Genomic DNA, 15,879 nt, shown 5'->3' on the forward strand with positions numbered 1-15,879 from the left:
TTCATACAGGCTGAGAATGAAATCGCGTTGAGTTTTGTTTAGCCGCCATCCTGATAACTGATTGGTTTTATTTCTTAAAATCACCACGGGAAAAATATATTTATTCTCAAGCGGCCGGGCACAAATGACGTGAAACGCATAAAGCCCAGGCTTTGACATTTTTTTACTTCCCCGAGGGATGAAACCAACCCAATAATTTCAGGATTAAGCTAATAAATCATCGAGATAGACGCTCTGCCACAAATAGCCCTGCATGCCATAAATTGCTTTATGCGACAGCAGGTCGACCTGTTGTTGATTTTCAACACCCTCAACGATGACGCCGTTGCATAATTCGTTGAGATGGTCGAGCAGAATGTCAAAGGTGCGACCGTCGCCAAATTTCCAAAAAAATTCTTTGTCAATCTTGACGATTTCAAATATTCCGCTATCAAACATGGAAAGGTTGGAATAACCCGGGCCAAAGTCATCGAGCCATAAAGGGGCCGGCGTCACTTTCGCGACACCTTTTAAAATCAACAGATCGGCGCTATTAAATCGCGCAGTAAAGAATGCTGATATTTCCAGACGCAACAGCGTCAGTTGAGCCAGTTTTTCTTGTATTTCAGCATCTTTAAAAATGCTGGCTACGATATCTCTATCAACATTGATACTGACAATCTGGTCGAACCCTTTCTGGTATAGCTGAATAAGTTTTTCGATCTGGTGGAGGAATAACTGCCATTTAACGTCAGCAGAAAGCTGACTGAAGAACCCAACATCCCTTTCAGGGTTACGCTTATTATTGATATCTGCGTCGTCTGCAAGACGCGTTAACAATTCCCTGGCAATCACCTGGCCGGATAAATCGTAAACCGGCTCCAACAAGAACACTGTCTTCGGTTGATTGCTCATTTCATATCCTTACTGCAACTGCCTGATAGCCTTAAACTATCAGGATTTCTCATGTAAGAAGTAAGGCAAACATTGATAAAACTTAATGTCTTAACTGAAGGTTAACGTACTACTTACACTTTGAGAAATAGATTTCAGTAAACACTTTAGGTAACTTCAATCGTTTAAATCAATCAATAACGTAAGTAAATTTCTCTAAAATTCACAAAAGCTCAGAAAATTCTTAATCTAATTTAACTTATCGTTTACTTTAAGAGATCTGTAAAAACCTTATCGAATTGAAAAATAACGATAAAAAAAGATTCTGCGCGATTTAATAGCTCTCCTTAACTCAAATTGCAAAATGTTTTATCTGGAATCTATGCTTCCAAAAAGCGCCAATAACCACTAATTTCTATGGTGACTATTAAAACCTTAATGTTTAAATTTTTATTATGCATTGCAAAGAATACATAACAGAATAACTGCTTAATCCATGATGAATCAGTAAGTAAGGTAAGGATATTAAGAAAATAATCAGCGTTGCCGACTCGCTTTATTAGAGAAAAGAAGGAGATAACATTTGGGGAGGTAAATGTGGGATTTACGTGGCGGGTTACAAATAAGCCAAAGGTGATCGTCTTCACAAATCAAATTAAATTATTATTTTCAGGCGCGGATATAGCAGGAAAAGCGAAAACCGAGCCCTTGCGAGCTCGGTTTAAGAACAATTAATTACTCATCTTCTAAATAGGTATAACCGTACAAGCCACTCTCGAATTCAGACAAGAACTGCGCGCGCAGCTCTTCATCTATATCCGTTTGTTGCGTTACCTGATCGCGGAACAGCGTCATCAAATCGTTAGGATTCAGCTGCACGTACTCAAGCATATCCGCTACGGTATCGCCCTCATCCGACAACTGGACTTCCACGCTGCCATCCGGGAACGCAAACACATCAACCGCTTCGGTATCACCGAACAGGTTATGCATGTTGCCGAGAATTTCCTGATACGCGCCCACCATAAAGAAGCCGAGCATCGGCGGATTGTCGATGTCGTATTCCGGCATCGGCATGGTGGTGGCAATGCCATCGCCATCGACGTAGTGATCGATGGTGCCATCGGAATCACAGGTGATGTCGAGCAACACCGCGCGACGCTTCGGCATTTTATTCAGCCCTTCCAACGGCAGCACCGGGAACAGCTGATCGATGCCCCACGCATCCGGCATTGACTGGAACAGCGAGAAGTTGACGTAAATCTTATCCGCCATGCGCTCCTGCAGCTCATCAATGATCGGGCGATGCGCGCGGTTGCTGGGATCGAGATGCTGCTGAATGTAGTGGCAGATGCTCAGATAAAGCTGCTCTGCCCAGGCGCGCTGGCCGAGATCGTAGGTGCCTGATGAATAACCGGTATGGATGTCGAACAGATCCATTTGGCTATCGTGCAGCCATTCGCGCAGCGAACGACGCACGTCGGGTTCGTGCATCTCCTGCCACGTATCCCACAGGCTCTGAATCGGACGCGGTGAATCGGCATCCGGTGCCACCGGCGTGCTGAACTCGTTACGCTCAACACCAATGATGTTGGACACCAGCACGGTGTGGTGCGCCGTCACCGCACGACCTGACTCGGTGATCACGGTTGGATGCTCCAGCCCGTTCTCTTCACAGGCATCGCCAATCGCCCAAATCACGTTGTTGGCGTATTCGTTCAGACCGTAGTTGACCGAGCAATCTGACTGCGAGCGGGTTCCTTCATAATCCACGCCCAAACCGCCGCCCACATCGAAGCATTTGATGTTAACGCCCAGCTTCGCCAGCTCCACGTAGAAACGCGCCGACTCACGCACGCCGGTCGCGATGTCGCGGATGTTGGACATCTGCGAACCGAGATGGAAGTGCAGCAGTTGCAGGCTATCGAGACGGCCCGCTTTGCGCATGATATCGACCAGCTGTAATACCTGCGATGCCGCCAGGCCAAATTTCGATTTTTCACCGCCGCTTGACTGCCACTTGCCTGAGCCCTGCGACGCCAGACGCGCGCGGATACCAAGACGCGGAATCACATTCAGACGCTCGGCCTCTTCCAGCACCAGACGCACTTCGGTCATCTTCTCGATCACCAGATAGACTTTGTGGCCGAGCTTTTCACCGATCAGCGCCAGACGAATGTATTCGCGGTCTTTATAGCCGTTGCAGACAATCACCGAACGGGTTTTGCCGGCGTGGGCCAGCACAGCCATCAGCTCGGCTTTCGAACCGGCTTCCAAGCCCAGCGGTTCGCCAGAGTTGACCAGCGACTCAATCACGCGCTTATGCTGATTCACCTTGATTGGGTAAACCAGGAAGTAATCACCTTTATAGCCGTAAGATTCACGCGCGCGTTTGAAGGCGGCATTAATCGAACGCAGACGATGCTGGAGAATCTGCGGGAAGCAGAACAGCGCCGGCAGACGTTGACCGTCGGCTTCGCGCTCTTTCACCAGCTTCGCTAAGTCAACGCGCACTTCCGGCTGATCCGGATCGGGACACACGCTGATGTGCCCCAGCTCGTTGACGTCGTAATAGTTGTTTCCCCACCAGGCAATGTTGTAGGTACGCAGCATTCTGCTCGCTTCCTGATCGTTCATCGCCACCTCCTGCATGGAGCGGAGTACACCTTGTTCGCCAGCTGACGAACCCTTGATATTCTTCATGTCGTCAGACATCGCGAACCTCAATTTTCCGTTGAAATATGAATTTGTTACCGAGTTTTGTCATGGTGGCGCCAGGTAAAAATTGCCTCATCCTGCTTGCTGCCTCTGTAAGGTTGCACTGTGCAATGCTGACTCTAAGTGTAAAACACCGCGCCAAAGTCGGGGCAAATAGCCTGAGACTTCCACGGTCAGTAGACAGCGAAATAGAGTAATAGATGCAGAGAAATGTTAACCGGCGCGCGTGTCGGGAGAATGAACACAACGTCGATAAGAGAAAAAAACGGGTTTGGAGTGTGAAAGGAGTGCCAGCGCGCCGGAACAGCGCAGTGAACCAAAGCGAGAGAAAGAGTGGTTCATTACTTTAATCACCTCCATCGCCTGCTTAAAGCATGCGAGAAACGGCTTGGGTGAAGGTCAGATTAAATGGCATCTGACGGCGCGACGCACGGCGGCGTCATCCTTTGCGGCTGTGGTCGACAGCAGCGGCGTTTTATACAGCCACGCGGGGTAAATTGCAAAATCTTTGTCAGTAACTGCGCGCGGTGTCAGGAAATGATTCCACTTAGGATGTTGCGGAAAATGCGGGATCGGAAAAAGCACTGGAAAAGTGCTCACTGAGTAACCTAGAATAGCCGTCCAGATGGTTTTCCATCTAAACTGATTAACATCCAGGCGGTGTGAGTTAATGCTCTCGCTGCCACTGCTTGCGGCTTTGCCTGAAGGGGCGTCGAGTCGGTCTGATCCCGCTTACGCTATGCAGTCGTATTCAAACCATTTTTAAGGTAAAGAACAGAATGGCTAAACACCTTTTTACATCTGAGTCCGTATCAGAAGGACATCCTGATAAAATCGCTGACCAAATTTCCGATGCCGTGCTGGATGCGATCCTCGAGCAGGATCCTAAAGCGCGCGTGGCCTGCGAAACTTACGTGAAGACCGGTATGGTGCTGGTTGGCGGTGAAATCACCACCAGCGCATGGGTGGATATCGAAGAGATCACCCGTAATACCGTACGTGAAATCGGCTATGTCCATTCCGATATGGGCTTTGATGCGAACTCTTGCGCAGTGCTGAGCGCGATTGGTAAGCAATCTCCAGACATCAATCAGGGCGTTGACCGTACCGATCCGCTGGAACAAGGCGCGGGCGATCAGGGCCTGATGTTCGGCTACGCCAGCAACGAAACCGATGTGCTGATGCCAGCGCCGGTCACCTACGCGCACCGTCTGGTGCAGCGTCAGGCTGAAGTGCGTAAAAGTGGTTCACTGCCGTGGCTGCGTCCGGATGCAAAAAGCCAGATTACCTTCCAGTACGATGACGGCAAAATTGTCGGTATCGATGCAGTTGTACTCTCGACCCAGCATGCTGAAGATGTGACCACCGCCGATCTGCGTGAAGCGGTGATGGAAGAGATCATCAAGCCGGTTCTGCCGACTGAGTGGATCACCGCCAGCACCAAATACCACATCAACCCAACTGGCCGTTTTGTCATCGGTGGTCCAATGGGCGACTGCGGTCTGACCGGTCGTAAAATTATCGTTGATACCTACGGCGGCATGGCGCGTCACGGTGGCGGCGCGTTCTCAGGTAAGGATCCGTCAAAAGTCGACCGTTCTGCCGCTTACGCTGCACGTTATGTGGCGAAAAACATCGTCGCGGCTGGCCTGGCTGACCGTTGTGAAATCCAGGTTTCTTACGCCATCGGCGTGGCTGAGCCAACCTCGATCATGGTTGAAACTTTCGGTACCGAGAAAGTTTCCACCGAGCAGCTGACGCTGCTGGTGCGCGAGTTCTTCGACCTGCGTCCATACGGCCTGATTCAGATGATGGATCTGCTGAAACCGATCTACAAAGAGACCGCAGCATACGGTCACTTTGGTCGTGAGCACTTCCCGTGGGAGCAGATTGACAAAGCCGCGCAGCTGCGCGAAGCGGCGGGTTTGAAGTAACAGACTCCTCTGCGGGCTGATGCCCTCGCCCCGGCCCTCTCCCACGGGAGAGGGCGACGCTGCACAATTTGACATCGAAGCTCGCTTTGGCGGGCTTTTTTTATGCCTTTGCATCGTCAGGCACATTTTTCTCCGCCGTCTACACTTCTTTCACCTCGCTTACAACTTAGTGATAACGATTACATTTTGAAATCCTTTATCAATCGGCAATTTAGAGATTTTTCAGCGTAGTTATTACTCTGAAAATGCGTTATTTTCAGCGTCGTCTGATAGCCGGTATTTAGTGCGATGTCAGAAACTTAAAGGGTGCTATACCTTACTGGTTACGTAACTATTTCGGGCGGAAAATGCTGGATTGCAGGGTTTCAGCGTGTGTAACCGATTACACTGGTGTGATCTTACTCACTTTTTTCCGCCGACAGGTTTCATAACATTGATAACAACAACGATGGATAAACTTTGGAGGCTTCATGCCTGGTAATAATCACAAGAGCAGAACTTCAAATAAGGTCATGACCTTGTTTGTCTGCTTCTTAGCGGCGCTGGCCGGCTTGCTGTTTGGTCTGGATATCGGTGTTATCGCCGGTGCTCTGCCTTTCATCGCGAAAGATTTTAACGTCACTGCCCACCAGCAAGAGTGGATCGTCAGCTCAATGATGTTTGGTGCTGCCGTCGGTGCGGTGGGCAGCGGCTGGATGTCATCGCGTCTGGGTCGTAAAAAGAGCCTGATGGCCGGTGCGATTCTTTTCGTTATCGGTTCACTGTGGTCTGCGGGTGCAACCAGCCCGGAAATGCTGATCGCCGCGCGTGTGGTGCTTGGCCTGGCCGTGGGTGTTGCCTCTTACACCGCGCCGCTGTATCTCTCGGAAATCGCACCAGAGAAGATTCGCGGCAGTATGATTTCGCTGTATCAGCTGATGATTACCATCGGTATTCTGGCGGCGTATCTCTCGGATACCGCGTTCAGCGACGCTGGCGCATGGCGCTGGATGCTGGGCATCATCACTATTCCTGCGGTACTGCTGCTGGTTGGCGTCTTCTTCCTGCCCAACAGCCCACGCTGGCTGGCGGCTAAAGGTGATTTCCGCAGTGCTGAGCGCGTGTTATCGCGTCTGCGTGATACCAGTGAACAAGCCAAACGCGAACTGGATGAAATCCGTGAAAGCCTGAAAATTAAACAGTCGGGCTGGCAGCTGTTCCAGAGCAACAGCAACTTCCGCCGCGCAGTGTTCCTTGGCGTGCTGTTGCAGGTGATGCAGCAGTTCACCGGCATGAACGTCATCATGTACTACGCACCGAAGATCTTCGAAATCGCTGGCTTTGCCAACACCACGCAGCAAATGTGGGGCACGGTCATTGTTGGTCTGGTAAACGTGCTGGCGACCTTTATTGCTATCGGTCTGGTGGATCGCTGGGGCCGTAAACCTACGCTGCTGCTGGGCTTCCTGGTGATGGCGCTGGGTATGGGCATTCTCGGCACCATGCTGCACATCGGCATCCATTCTCAAGAAGCGCAATACTTCGCGGTGGCGATGCTGCTGATGTTCATCATTGGTTTTGCGATGTCTGCTGGCCCGCTGATTTGGGTACTGTGTTCCGAGATTCAGCCGCTGAAAGGCCGCGACTTCGGTATCACGGTGTCCACCGCGACCAACTGGATTGCCAACATGATTGTCGGTGCGACCTTCCTGACTATGCTGAATACGCTGGGCAACGCGCCAACCTTCTGGGTTTACGCCGGTCTCAACGTGTTCTTCATTCTGCTGACGCTGGCGCTGATTCCAGAGACCAAAAACGTCTCGCTGGAGCACATCGAGCGCAACCTTATGTCCGGCAAAAAACTGCGCGATATCGGTCAGAAGTAATCCCGATGAGCGAATGCAAGGGCTGCCAATTGGCAGCCCTTTTTATTTGAGATCGTTCTGGCAACCTTTTATGCTGCCCCCCATGAAAACACCGCGCCTTCCCATCGCCTTACAGCAAGCCGTTATGCGCTCGCTGCGCCACTATTTACAGCTGGCCAACGAGAAGCTGGAACGTCGCTTTGATGAGCCCTCGCTGGTTTATCAGCAGCGCGGCACCGCTGCGGGCACCGCATGGCTGGAGAAGTGGGAAATCCGCATCAATCCGGTGCTGCTGCTGGAGAATCAGCAGGCATTCGTTGATGAAGTGGTGCCGCACGAACTGGCGCATCTGCTGGTGTGGAAAACCTTTGGCCGCGTGCCGCCACACGGCAAAGAGTGGAAATGGATGATGGAGAGCGTGCTTGGCGTGCCTGCGCGCCGCACCCACCAGTTTGAAATCGCCTCGGTGCGCAGCAACACCTTCCCCTATCGCTGCCGCTGTCAGCAGCATCAGCTCACCGTACGGCGCCATAATCGTGTGCTGCGTGGAGAAAGCGAATATCGCTGTGTGCACTGCAAATCCCTGCTGCAACCCGGTGAATTTTTATCGAATTAGTTCAGCAACCTAGCCTAATCTCATATCCCGTGCGTCATCATTCTGTTACCCTGCCGCCCTTTTTCAGGACCAGGTTAATTTTTGGAATATGTCTCGCAAAACGTTGCTGTTACTTACCTTGTTAGTTGCCCCGCTTAGCGCTTACAGCCTCAGTTTCACTCACTATCATCAAAACAATTTTAGTCAGGCCAAAGCGTATGCGGCGCAGATCAATGCTGATGCGCCCGCCGACTTTTACTGCGGCTGCAAAATCAGCTGGCACGGCAAAAAGGGCGTACCGGATCTAAGCAGTTGCGGCTACAGCGTGCGTAAGAACGCCAATCGCGCCGAACGCATTGAGTGGGAACATGTGATGCCCGCGTGGGAGTTCGGCCATCAGCGTCAGTGCTGGCAAAACGGCGGCCGCAAAAGCTGCAGCAAAGATGCCGATTACCGCCGCATCGAGAGCGATCTGCATAACCTGCAGCCAGCGATTGGCGAAGTGAACGGCGACCGCAATAATTTCCAGTACAGCCAATGGAACGGGGGCGAACAGCAATACGGTCAATGCAGCATGAAGGTCGATTTTAAGCAGAAACTGGCGCAGCCGCCGGAGCGTGCGCGTGGCGCCATTGCCCGCACTTACTTCTATATGCGCGACCAATATCACCTGCGCCTGTCGCGTCAGCAAACCCAGCTGTTTACCGCGTGGGATACGCAATATCCGGTGACGAGCTGGGAGTGTGAGCGCGACAATCGCATCGCCAAAGTGCAGGGAAATCACAATTCCTACGTACAGCAGGCTTGCCAGCGCTAAAAGCGCTACCCTAAACTAGTTTTTTTCGATTGCGCCGTGTCCGCTGACACGGCATAACGCTGGCAGGAACCGCATGCGTATACCTCGCATTTATCATCCCGAATCTCTCGAAGTTAACAGTGAAGTCTTCCTCGATGAAGATGCCGCTAACCATGTTGGACGCGTGCTGCGCATGACGGCCGGTCAGCAAATTGAGCTGTTTGATGGCAGTAATCTGACTTTTAGCGCCGAAATCACCCAGGCTGATAAAAAGCGTGTAAAAGTAAGGGTCCTTGCCAGCCAGGCTGATGACCGTGAATCCCCGCTGCATTTACATCTCGGTCAGGTGATGTCGCGCGGTGAAAAAATGGAATTCACTATCCAGAAATCGATCGAACTTGGCGTGAATGTGATTACGCCCTTGTTTTCTGAACGCTGCGGCGTAAAGCTGGATGCCGAGCGGCTGGCAAAAAAAATTCAGCAATGGCAGAAAATCGCGATTGCCGCCTGTGAACAGTGCGGCCGTAATCGTGTGCCGGAAATTCGCGAGCCGATGACATTGCAAGCCTGGTGCGCGGAAGCCGAAGACGGTTTGAAGCTCAATTTGCATCCGCGCGCCAGCCACAGCATCAACACGCTGCCGCAGCCGGTAGAGCGCCTGCGCTTGCTGATTGGGCCGGAAGGTGGCTTAACCGCCGATGAAATTGCCATGACCGCGCAGCAGGGTTTTACCGATATTCTGCTTGGACCCCGCGTGTTGCGCACCGAAACTACCGCACTCACCGCCATTACGGCACTTCAGGTGAGGTTTGGTGACCTCGGTTAAGCGATACTTTCGGGTTCGAACGTAACTTCACAGCACAACGCTTTCGGGGTAAATGCTTCCCCATTTAGGAGAGAATAATGATTAAGCTTGGCATCGTTATGGACCCGATTTCGTCCATCAATATTAAAAAAGACACCAGCTTCGCCATGTTGCTGGAAGCACAGCGCCGTGGTTACGAAATTCATTACATGGAGATGGGCGATCTCTCCCTGCGCGGCGGTGTGACTTACGCACGCACGCGTCTGCTGAGCGTTGAGCAGAACTACGACAACTGGTACACGTTTGGCAGCGAGCAGAATATCCCGCTGGCCGATCTTAACGTGGTGCTGATGCGTAAAGATCCGCCGTTCGACACCGAATTTATCTATGCCACTTACCTGCTGGAACGCGCAGAAGAGCAAGGTACGCTGATCGTGAACAAACCGCAGAGCCTGCGCGACTGCAACGAGAAGCTGTATACCGCATGGTTCGCCGACCTGACGCCAGATACGCTGGTCACGCGTAATAAAGAGCAGCTGCGCGCCTTCTGGCAGGAGCATGGCGACGTGATCCTTAAGCCGCTGGACGGCATGGGCGGCGCCTCGATCTTCCGCGTTAAACAGGACGATCCCAACTTCGGCGTGATCACCGAAACCCTGACTAATCACGGCCAGTACTTCTGCATGGCGCAGAACTATCTGCCGGCAATCAAAGACGGCGACAAACGCGTGTTGGTGGTGGATGGCGAACCTGTACCTTACTGCCTGGCGCGCATTCCGCAAGGCGGCGAAACGCGCGGTAATCTGGCAGCCGGTGGCCGTGGTGAAGCGCGTCCGCTGAGCGACAGCGACTGGGAAATTGCGCGTCGCGTTGGCCCAACGCTGAAAGCCAAAGGGCTGATTTTTGTCGGCCTGGATATTATCGGTGATAAACTGACTGAAGTTAACGTGACCAGCCCAACCTGCGTACGTGAAATCGAGGCCGCGTTCCCGATATCGATCACTGGCATGCTGATGGATGCCATTGAGAAACGCCTGGGCTGATGCCGTCGGAGTCTCCACTCCGTGAACACCCAAAACCGGCGCTGCCGCGGCTGCGCCGGTTATTTTTGGTATACGAGTGATAATGAATTTACAGCATCATTTTCTAATTGCGATGCCGTCGCTGCAGGACCCACTGTTCAAACGCTCGGTAGTCTATATCTGCGAGCACAATGAAGATGGCGCCATGGGTTTGATCGTTAATAAGCCAATGGACAACCTGACGGTCGAAGGCATCCTTAAAAAGCTTAAAATTAGCGCATCCGAACGCGATCCTGCCATCAAACTGGACAAGCCAGTGTTTGCCGGTGGTCCGCTGGCGGAAGATCGTGGTTTCATACTGCACTCGGCGCAGCGCATTTACTCCTCAAGCATTCGTATTTCAGACACCACGGTGATCACCACCTCACGTGATGTGCTGGAAGCGATCGGCACCACATCACAGCCCGATAACGTGCTAGTGGCGCTGGGTTATTGCGCCTGGGAGAAAGGTCAGCTGGAAGAGGAGTTGCTGGAGAATGCCTGGCTCACCTCGCCCGCTAACACCAATATTCTGTTCCAGACGCCCATCGCTGAACGCTGGCGTGAAGCGGCACGCGGATTGGGCGTCGATATTCACAACATTGCCACCGATGCAGGACACGCCTGATGGCCAGTGAAACCTTACTGGGCTTCGATTTCGGCACCAAAAGCATCGGCGTTGCTGTCGGTCAGCAATTAACGGGCACCGCGCGCGCGTTGACTGCGCTAAAAGCGCAGGATGGCACGCCGGACTGGAAGCTGATCGAAAAGCTGCTGAAAGAGTGGCAGCCCAATTATGTGGTGGTGGGCTTGCCGCTGAATATGGATGGCACCGAACAGGAACTTACTGCGCGCGCACGTAAGTTCGCCAATCGCCTGCATGGTCGTTTTGGCGTACGCGTCGAGCTGCAGGACGAGCGCCTGAGCACCGTTGAAGCGCGTGCCGATCTGTTTGAACGCGGCGGCTTTCGCGCGTTGCAGAAAGGCCAGGTTGATTCCCAATCCGCGGTGATTATCCTCGAAGATTGGTTTGATACGCATTAAAGCCATCCAGATCTGGCACATAGCGTAGCGGCGCAACTTATTGCGCATTGCCACGGATGAGCAGGGCAGCGGCATAAATATGCGCGATGAATCGCGCCGCTACAATGAGTTGGTTTTCCGCCTTTGAGCGCCTATCTGGCTCTCTTCAAATCATCCCCGCCGCCTGACGCCCCTGCTCGCTCTGCGCAAAGGTTTGCATGCCAGCCTGCGCGCCGGTTTGCAACACGCCAGGCAACTGATGCATCTTGCCTTCGCGGATCAGGTTCGCCACCGCTGGCGTCGCCACCAACACTTCAAACAAGCCAATACGCCCGCCCGCTTTTGCCGGCACTAAACGTTGCGCCAGCACCGCTTTCAGGCTGCCCGCTAATTGAGTGCGCACCAGGTTTTTCTCTTCAGCGGGAAAGACATCCACTAGCCGATCAACCGCCTGGGTTGCGCCGCGCGTATGGAGCGTAGCCAGCACCAGATGCCCGGTTTCTGCAGCTGTGAGCGCCAGGCGGATGGTTTCGCTGTCGCGCAGTTCGCCGAGCAGAATCACATCAGGATCTTCACGCAGCGCGGCTTTCAGCCCGTGTTGAAACGAGGCGCAGTGCGCACCCACTTCGCGCTGTTGAATCAGCGAGCGCTGGCTGCGATGCACAAACTCAATCGGATCTTCCAGCGTCAGAATGTGCCGCGCCTGCTGACGATTCAGACAATCTACCATCGCCGCCAGCGTGGTGGATTTGCCGCTGCCGGTGGCGCCGGTAATTAAAATCAGCCCCTCTTCCAGCTGTAACAGCTGGCTCACCACCTCGGGCAGATGCAGGCTGCTGAGATCGGGCACCTGGCTGGCAATCAGCCGTAGCGCCAGCGATAAGCCGTGACGCTGCATAAACAGGTTGGCGCGCAGCCGTATGCCGCTGGCAAGCGTAATCGCGAAGTCAACGTGGCCGTTCTCCTCCAGCTCGGCCTGCTGCGACGCCGTGAGCCACTGCTGCATAAAGGCTTCCAGCCAGCCGCCATCCAGCGCGCTCTGCTGCGGAATCGGCTCCAGCACGCCTTGTCGCCGCCAGTGCGGCAAATGTCCGCTGCAAAGGTGCAGATCGGCGGCGTTATGCTTTACACTAAGGGCCACTATTTCATCCAACTCCATTTAGCTTCTCCTGACTATGACTTCCATTGAGCACAACTTACAGCAAGTGCGTGAGCGTATCGCCGCCGCCGCCGCACGTTGCGGCCGCGCGCCAGAAGAAATTACGCTGCTTGCAGTGAGCAAAACCAAACCTGCGAGCGCGGTCGCAGAAGCCATTGCCGCTGGACAACACGCGTTCGGTGAGAATTACGTGCAGGAAGGGGTTGAAAAAGTGGCTGAGCTGGCCGCACATCCTGATTTGCAATGGCACTTTATCGGCCCGCTGCAATCCAATAAAAGCCGTCTGGTGGCGGAAAACTTCGCCTGGTGCCACACCGTGGACCGCCAGCGCATCGCGCAGCGTCTGAACGATCAGCGCCCGGCGTCGTTGCCGCCGCTCAACGTGTTAATTCAGGTAAATATCAGTGACGAGAACAGCAAATCTGGCATCATGCTGGAGGCGTTGCCGGAGCTGGCGCAGCAGATCGCCGCACTGCCGAATTTGCGCTTGCGTGGGCTGATGGCGATTCCGGCGCCAGAGTCAGAATACGTACGGCAACTGGCGGTGTGTCAGCAGATGGCCGCCGCGTTTCAAACCTTAAAACAGGACTATCCTGACGTCGATACGCTTTCTCTGGGAATGAGCGACGATATGGACGCGGCAATCGCCGCGGGCAGCACCATGGTGCGTATTGGCACCGCCGTTTTTGGCGCGCGGGATTATGCGCGACCTTCACAACAATAATTGAGGAACCTCATGTTAACACTGACGTTTTTAGTCAAAACGCTGATCGATTTGTACGTGATGGTGCTGCTGCTGCGCATCTGGATGCAGTGGTCGCGCTGTGACTTCTACAACCCGCTGGCGCAGTTTGTCGTGAAGATCACCCAACCGATTATCAAGCCGCTGCGCCGTGTCATCCCGGCCATTGGCCCGATTGATACCGCATCGCTGCTGCTGGCCTTTGTGCTGACCACGCTGAAATATCCGATCCTGCTGCTGATTCAGGTCGGCGTGTTCTCCGTTGATCCCACCAACCTGCTGGTTGGCCTGCTGTCGCTGGTGAAGTCCGCCGGTTATCTGGTGTTCTGGGTGATCATCATTCGTTCGCTGATGAGCTGGATCAGCCAGGGTCGCGGCCCGGTGGATCAGGTTCTGATGCAGCTGACTGAACCGCTGATGTCACCGATTCGCCGTATTCTGCCGGCGATGGGCGGTATCGATTTCTCTGCCATGATTGTGATTCTGGTGCTGTACGCGCTGAATTTCCTCGGCATGGACCTGTTCCCAGGTCTCTGGTATTTGCTGTAATTCGTCTATCTGGAACTGTTATGCAAAAAGTTGTACTCGCGACCGGAAATCCCGGCAAAGTCCGCGAACTGGCCGATCTGTTAGCGGCCTTCGGACTTGATATCGTGGCGCAAACCGAACTCGGCGTTGAGTCAGCGGAAGAAACCGGCCTGACCTTCATCGAAAACGCCATCCTGAAGGCGCGTCATGCGGCTGAGATTACCGGTTTACCGGCGATTGCCGACGATTCCGGTCTGGCGGTCAATGCGCTTGGCGGCGCGCCGGGGATCTACTCCGCGCGCTTTGCGGGCGTTGATGCCAGCGACCAGCAGAATCTGGATAAGCTGCTGGTGGCATTGGAAAACGTGCCGGATGGCAAACGTCAGGCTCAGTTCCACTGCGTGCTGGTTTACCTGCGTCACGCTGCCGATCCCACGCCGCTGGTGTTCCACGGTAGCTGGGCCGGGGAAATCACCCGCGCGGCAGCGGGCGCAGGCGGTTTTGGTTACGATCCCATCTTTTATGTCCCTGAATTAGGTAAAACGGCGGCAGAGCTGAGTAAAGACGAAAAGCGCGCCGTCTCTCACCGTGGTAAAGCACTAACGCTGCTGCTGGAAGCGATGCGCAATGCCTGAGTTTTCACCTACGTTGCCGCCATTAAGCCTGTACATCCATATTCCGTGGTGTGTGCAGAAGTGTCCGTACTGTGATTTCAACTCTCACGCGTTAAAAGGCGAGGTGCCGCACATTGAGTATGTGCAGCACCTGCTCAACGATCTCGAACAGGATTTACCGCTGACCGGCGGCCGTGAAGTGCGCACTATTTTCATCGGCGGCGGCACGCCAAGCCTGTTGAGCAGCAATGCGATGCAGATGCTGATGGACGGCGTGCGTGCGCGTTTGCCGCTGGCGGCCGATGCGGAAATCACCATGGAAGCCAATCCAGGCACCGTTGAAGCCGATCGCTTTAGCGCCTACCAGAAAGCCGGCATCAACCGTATTTCGATTGGCGTGCAGAGTTTCAGTCCACAGAAGCTGGCGCGTTTAGGCCGCATTCACGGGCCGGAAGAAGCCGTGCGCGCCGCCCAGCTGGCTGAAGGATTAGGCCTGCGCAGTTTTAACCTCGACCTGATGCACGGCTTACCGGATCAGTCACTGGAGGAAGCGCTGGATGATCTGCGCCAGGCGATTGCGCTTAATCCGCCGCATCTATCGTGGTATCAGTTGACGATTGAGCCGAACACCTTATTCGGTTCGCGCCCGCCAAAACTGCCTGATGACGATGCGCTGTGGGATATTTTTGAGCAAGGTCATCAACTGCTGAGCGCCGCAGGTTATCAGCAATATGAAACCTCGGCGTATGCCAAACCGGGTTATCGCTGCGAGCACAATCTCAACTATTGGCGCTTCGGGGATTACCTCGGGATTGGCTGTGGTGCCCACGGTAAGCTGACGCAAGCCGATGGTCGCATCGTGCGCACGGTGAAAACCCGTCATCCGCGCGGCTTTATGAAAGGCAACTATCTCGATAAGCAGCACGTCGTGGCCGAGAACGACAAGCCGTTCGAGTTCTTTATGAACCGTTTTCGTCTGCTGGAAGCCGCACCGCGCGCCGATTTCCGCCGCTATACCGGCATGGATGAGCAGGTGATTCGCCCGCAAATCGATGCGGCGATAAGTGCAGGATACGTGGAGGAAACCACGGAGAGCTGGCAGATCACTGAGAAAGGCAAACTGTTCCTGAACTCGCTGCTGGAACTGTTCCTGACGGAAGAGTAATGAAAAATGCCCGGCTTATACC

15 protein-coding genes are annotated in these 15,879 nt (G+C 53.7%); 12 read left to right on the plus strand and 3 right to left on the minus strand.

Features of this window, described 5'->3' with window-relative positions; genetic code table 11:
- Window positions 1-204: 204 nt before the first annotated feature.
- Window positions 205-894, minus strand: a complete 690-nt coding sequence (locus tag FCN45_RS15625; protein WP_137386418.1) for an EAL domain-containing protein — start codon at window positions 892-894, stop codon at window positions 205-207.
- 714 nt (window positions 895-1,608) lie between these two features.
- Window positions 1,609-3,588 carry a biosynthetic arginine decarboxylase gene (gene speA / locus FCN45_RS15630; protein ID WP_101761914.1) on the minus strand — a complete coding sequence of 660 codons (1,980 nt, stop codon included), beginning with the start codon at window positions 3,586-3,588 and terminating at the stop codon, window positions 1,609-1,611.
- A gap of 782 nt (window positions 3,589-4,370) precedes the next feature.
- Here speA and metK point away from each other — a divergent pair.
- The 8 genes from metK to ruvX all read left to right on the plus strand — a co-directional run bounded on the left by metK (window position 4,371) and on the right by ruvX (window position 11,670).
- The gene (metK, locus tag FCN45_RS15635; RefSeq protein WP_137386419.1) at window positions 4,371-5,525 is read left to right on the plus strand and encodes a methionine adenosyltransferase; all 1,155 of its coding nucleotides are present in this window, start codon (window positions 4,371-4,373) and stop codon (window positions 5,523-5,525) included.
- A gap of 470 nt (window positions 5,526-5,995) precedes the next feature.
- A complete protein-coding gene (locus FCN45_RS15640) occupies window positions 5,996-7,390 on the plus strand; it encodes a sugar porter family MFS transporter (RefSeq protein WP_110868021.1) in 1,395 nt (464 codons plus the stop codon).
- A gap of 82 nt (window positions 7,391-7,472) precedes the next feature.
- Window positions 7,473-7,985 carry a SprT family zinc-dependent metalloprotease gene (locus tag FCN45_RS15645; protein WP_137386420.1) on the plus strand — a complete coding sequence of 171 codons (513 nt, stop codon included), beginning with the start codon at window positions 7,473-7,475 and terminating at the stop codon, window positions 7,983-7,985.
- A gap of 88 nt (window positions 7,986-8,073) precedes the next feature.
- Entirely contained in the window at window positions 8,074-8,781 is a 708-nt protein-coding gene (gene endA, locus FCN45_RS15650; RefSeq protein WP_137386421.1) for a deoxyribonuclease I, read from the plus strand.
- Between the two features lie 73 nt (window positions 8,782-8,854).
- Window positions 8,855-9,586 carry a 16S rRNA (uracil(1498)-N(3))-methyltransferase gene (gene rsmE, locus FCN45_RS15655; RefSeq protein ID WP_008107252.1) on the plus strand — a complete coding sequence of 244 codons (732 nt, stop codon included), beginning with the start codon at window positions 8,855-8,857 and terminating at the stop codon, window positions 9,584-9,586.
- 77 nt (window positions 9,587-9,663) lie between these two features.
- The gene (gshB, locus tag FCN45_RS15660; protein WP_101761909.1) at window positions 9,664-10,608 is read left to right on the plus strand and encodes a glutathione synthase; all 945 of its coding nucleotides are present in this window, start codon (window positions 9,664-9,666) and stop codon (window positions 10,606-10,608) included.
- An 82-nt stretch (window positions 10,609-10,690) separates the two neighbouring features.
- Window positions 10,691-11,254 carry a YqgE/AlgH family protein gene (locus FCN45_RS15665; RefSeq protein ID WP_137386422.1) on the plus strand — a complete coding sequence of 188 codons (564 nt, stop codon included), beginning with the start codon at window positions 10,691-10,693 and terminating at the stop codon, window positions 11,252-11,254.
- Window positions 11,254-11,670, plus strand: a complete 417-nt coding sequence (gene ruvX / locus FCN45_RS15670; protein ID WP_101761907.1) for a Holliday junction resolvase RuvX — start codon at window positions 11,254-11,256, stop codon at window positions 11,668-11,670. Before FCN45_RS15665 ends, ruvX begins: the two co-directional genes overlap by 1 nt.
- A gap of 145 nt (window positions 11,671-11,815) precedes the next feature.
- On the opposite strand, the gene FCN45_RS15675 is transcribed toward ruvX, so the two are convergent.
- Window positions 11,816-12,808: a type IV pilus twitching motility protein PilT gene (locus tag FCN45_RS15675; protein WP_137386423.1), complete on the minus strand. Its 993-nt coding sequence runs from the start codon at window positions 12,806-12,808 to the stop codon at window positions 11,816-11,818.
- A 16-nt stretch (window positions 12,809-12,824) separates the two neighbouring features.
- Between FCN45_RS15675 and FCN45_RS15680 the strand changes: the two genes are divergently transcribed.
- From FCN45_RS15680 to hemW, 4 genes are read left to right on the plus strand one after another with little or no spacing between them, the layout of a single operon-like run.
- Window positions 12,825-13,532 carry a YggS family pyridoxal phosphate-dependent enzyme gene (locus FCN45_RS15680; protein WP_137386424.1) on the plus strand — a complete coding sequence of 236 codons (708 nt, stop codon included), beginning with the start codon at window positions 12,825-12,827 and terminating at the stop codon, window positions 13,530-13,532.
- A 12-nt stretch (window positions 13,533-13,544) separates the two neighbouring features.
- Complete coding sequence (locus FCN45_RS15685; protein WP_008107240.1) at window positions 13,545-14,099, plus strand: YggT family protein; 555 nt, start codon at window positions 13,545-13,547, stop codon at window positions 14,097-14,099.
- A 20-nt stretch (window positions 14,100-14,119) separates the two neighbouring features.
- Complete coding sequence (locus FCN45_RS15690; protein ID WP_137386425.1) at window positions 14,120-14,713, plus strand: XTP/dITP diphosphatase; 594 nt, start codon at window positions 14,120-14,122, stop codon at window positions 14,711-14,713.
- Window positions 14,706-15,857, plus strand: coding sequence for a radical SAM family heme chaperone HemW (gene hemW, locus FCN45_RS15695; RefSeq protein ID WP_101761903.1), 1,152 nt, complete (start codon window positions 14,706-14,708; stop codon window positions 15,855-15,857). Before FCN45_RS15690 ends, hemW begins: the two co-directional genes overlap by 8 nt.
- Window positions 15,858-15,879 lie beyond the last annotated feature (22 nt).

It is taken from the genome of Pantoea sp. SO10 (assembly GCF_005281435.1).
Lineage (GTDB): Bacteria > Pseudomonadota > Gammaproteobacteria > Enterobacterales > Enterobacteriaceae > Pantoea > Pantoea leporis.

Excerpts from the sequence above, each read along its gene's own strand:
- FCN45_RS15625 (WP_137386418.1), bottom strand. The coding sequence starts at position 894 with ATGAGCAATCAACCGAAGACAGTGTTCTTGTTGGAGCCGGTTTACGAT.
- speA (WP_101761914.1), bottom strand. The coding sequence starts at position 3,588 with ATGTCTGACGACATGAAGAATATCAAGGGTTCGTCAGCTGGCGAACAA.
- metK (WP_137386419.1), top strand. The coding sequence starts at position 4,371 with ATGGCTAAACACCTTTTTACATCTGAGTCCGTATCAGAAGGACATCCT.
- FCN45_RS15640 (WP_110868021.1), top strand. The coding sequence starts at position 5,996 with ATGCCTGGTAATAATCACAAGAGCAGAACTTCAAATAAGGTCATGACC.
- FCN45_RS15645 (WP_137386420.1), top strand. The coding sequence starts at position 7,473 with ATGAAAACACCGCGCCTTCCCATCGCCTTACAGCAAGCCGTTATGCGC.
- endA (WP_137386421.1), top strand. The coding sequence starts at position 8,074 with ATGTCTCGCAAAACGTTGCTGTTACTTACCTTGTTAGTTGCCCCGCTT.
- rsmE (WP_008107252.1), top strand. The coding sequence starts at position 8,855 with ATGCGTATACCTCGCATTTATCATCCCGAATCTCTCGAAGTTAACAGT.
- gshB (WP_101761909.1), top strand. The coding sequence starts at position 9,664 with ATGATTAAGCTTGGCATCGTTATGGACCCGATTTCGTCCATCAATATT.
- FCN45_RS15665 (WP_137386422.1), top strand. The coding sequence starts at position 10,691 with ATGAATTTACAGCATCATTTTCTAATTGCGATGCCGTCGCTGCAGGAC.
- ruvX (WP_101761907.1), top strand. The coding sequence starts at position 11,254 with ATGGCCAGTGAAACCTTACTGGGCTTCGATTTCGGCACCAAAAGCATC.
- FCN45_RS15675 (WP_137386423.1), bottom strand. The coding sequence starts at position 12,808 with ATGGAGTTGGATGAAATAGTGGCCCTTAGTGTAAAGCATAACGCCGCC.
- FCN45_RS15680 (WP_137386424.1), top strand. The coding sequence starts at position 12,825 with ATGACTTCCATTGAGCACAACTTACAGCAAGTGCGTGAGCGTATCGCC.
- FCN45_RS15685 (WP_008107240.1), top strand. The coding sequence starts at position 13,545 with ATGTTAACACTGACGTTTTTAGTCAAAACGCTGATCGATTTGTACGTG.
- FCN45_RS15690 (WP_137386425.1), top strand. The coding sequence starts at position 14,120 with ATGCAAAAAGTTGTACTCGCGACCGGAAATCCCGGCAAAGTCCGCGAA.
- hemW (WP_101761903.1), top strand. The coding sequence starts at position 14,706 with ATGCCTGAGTTTTCACCTACGTTGCCGCCATTAAGCCTGTACATCCAT.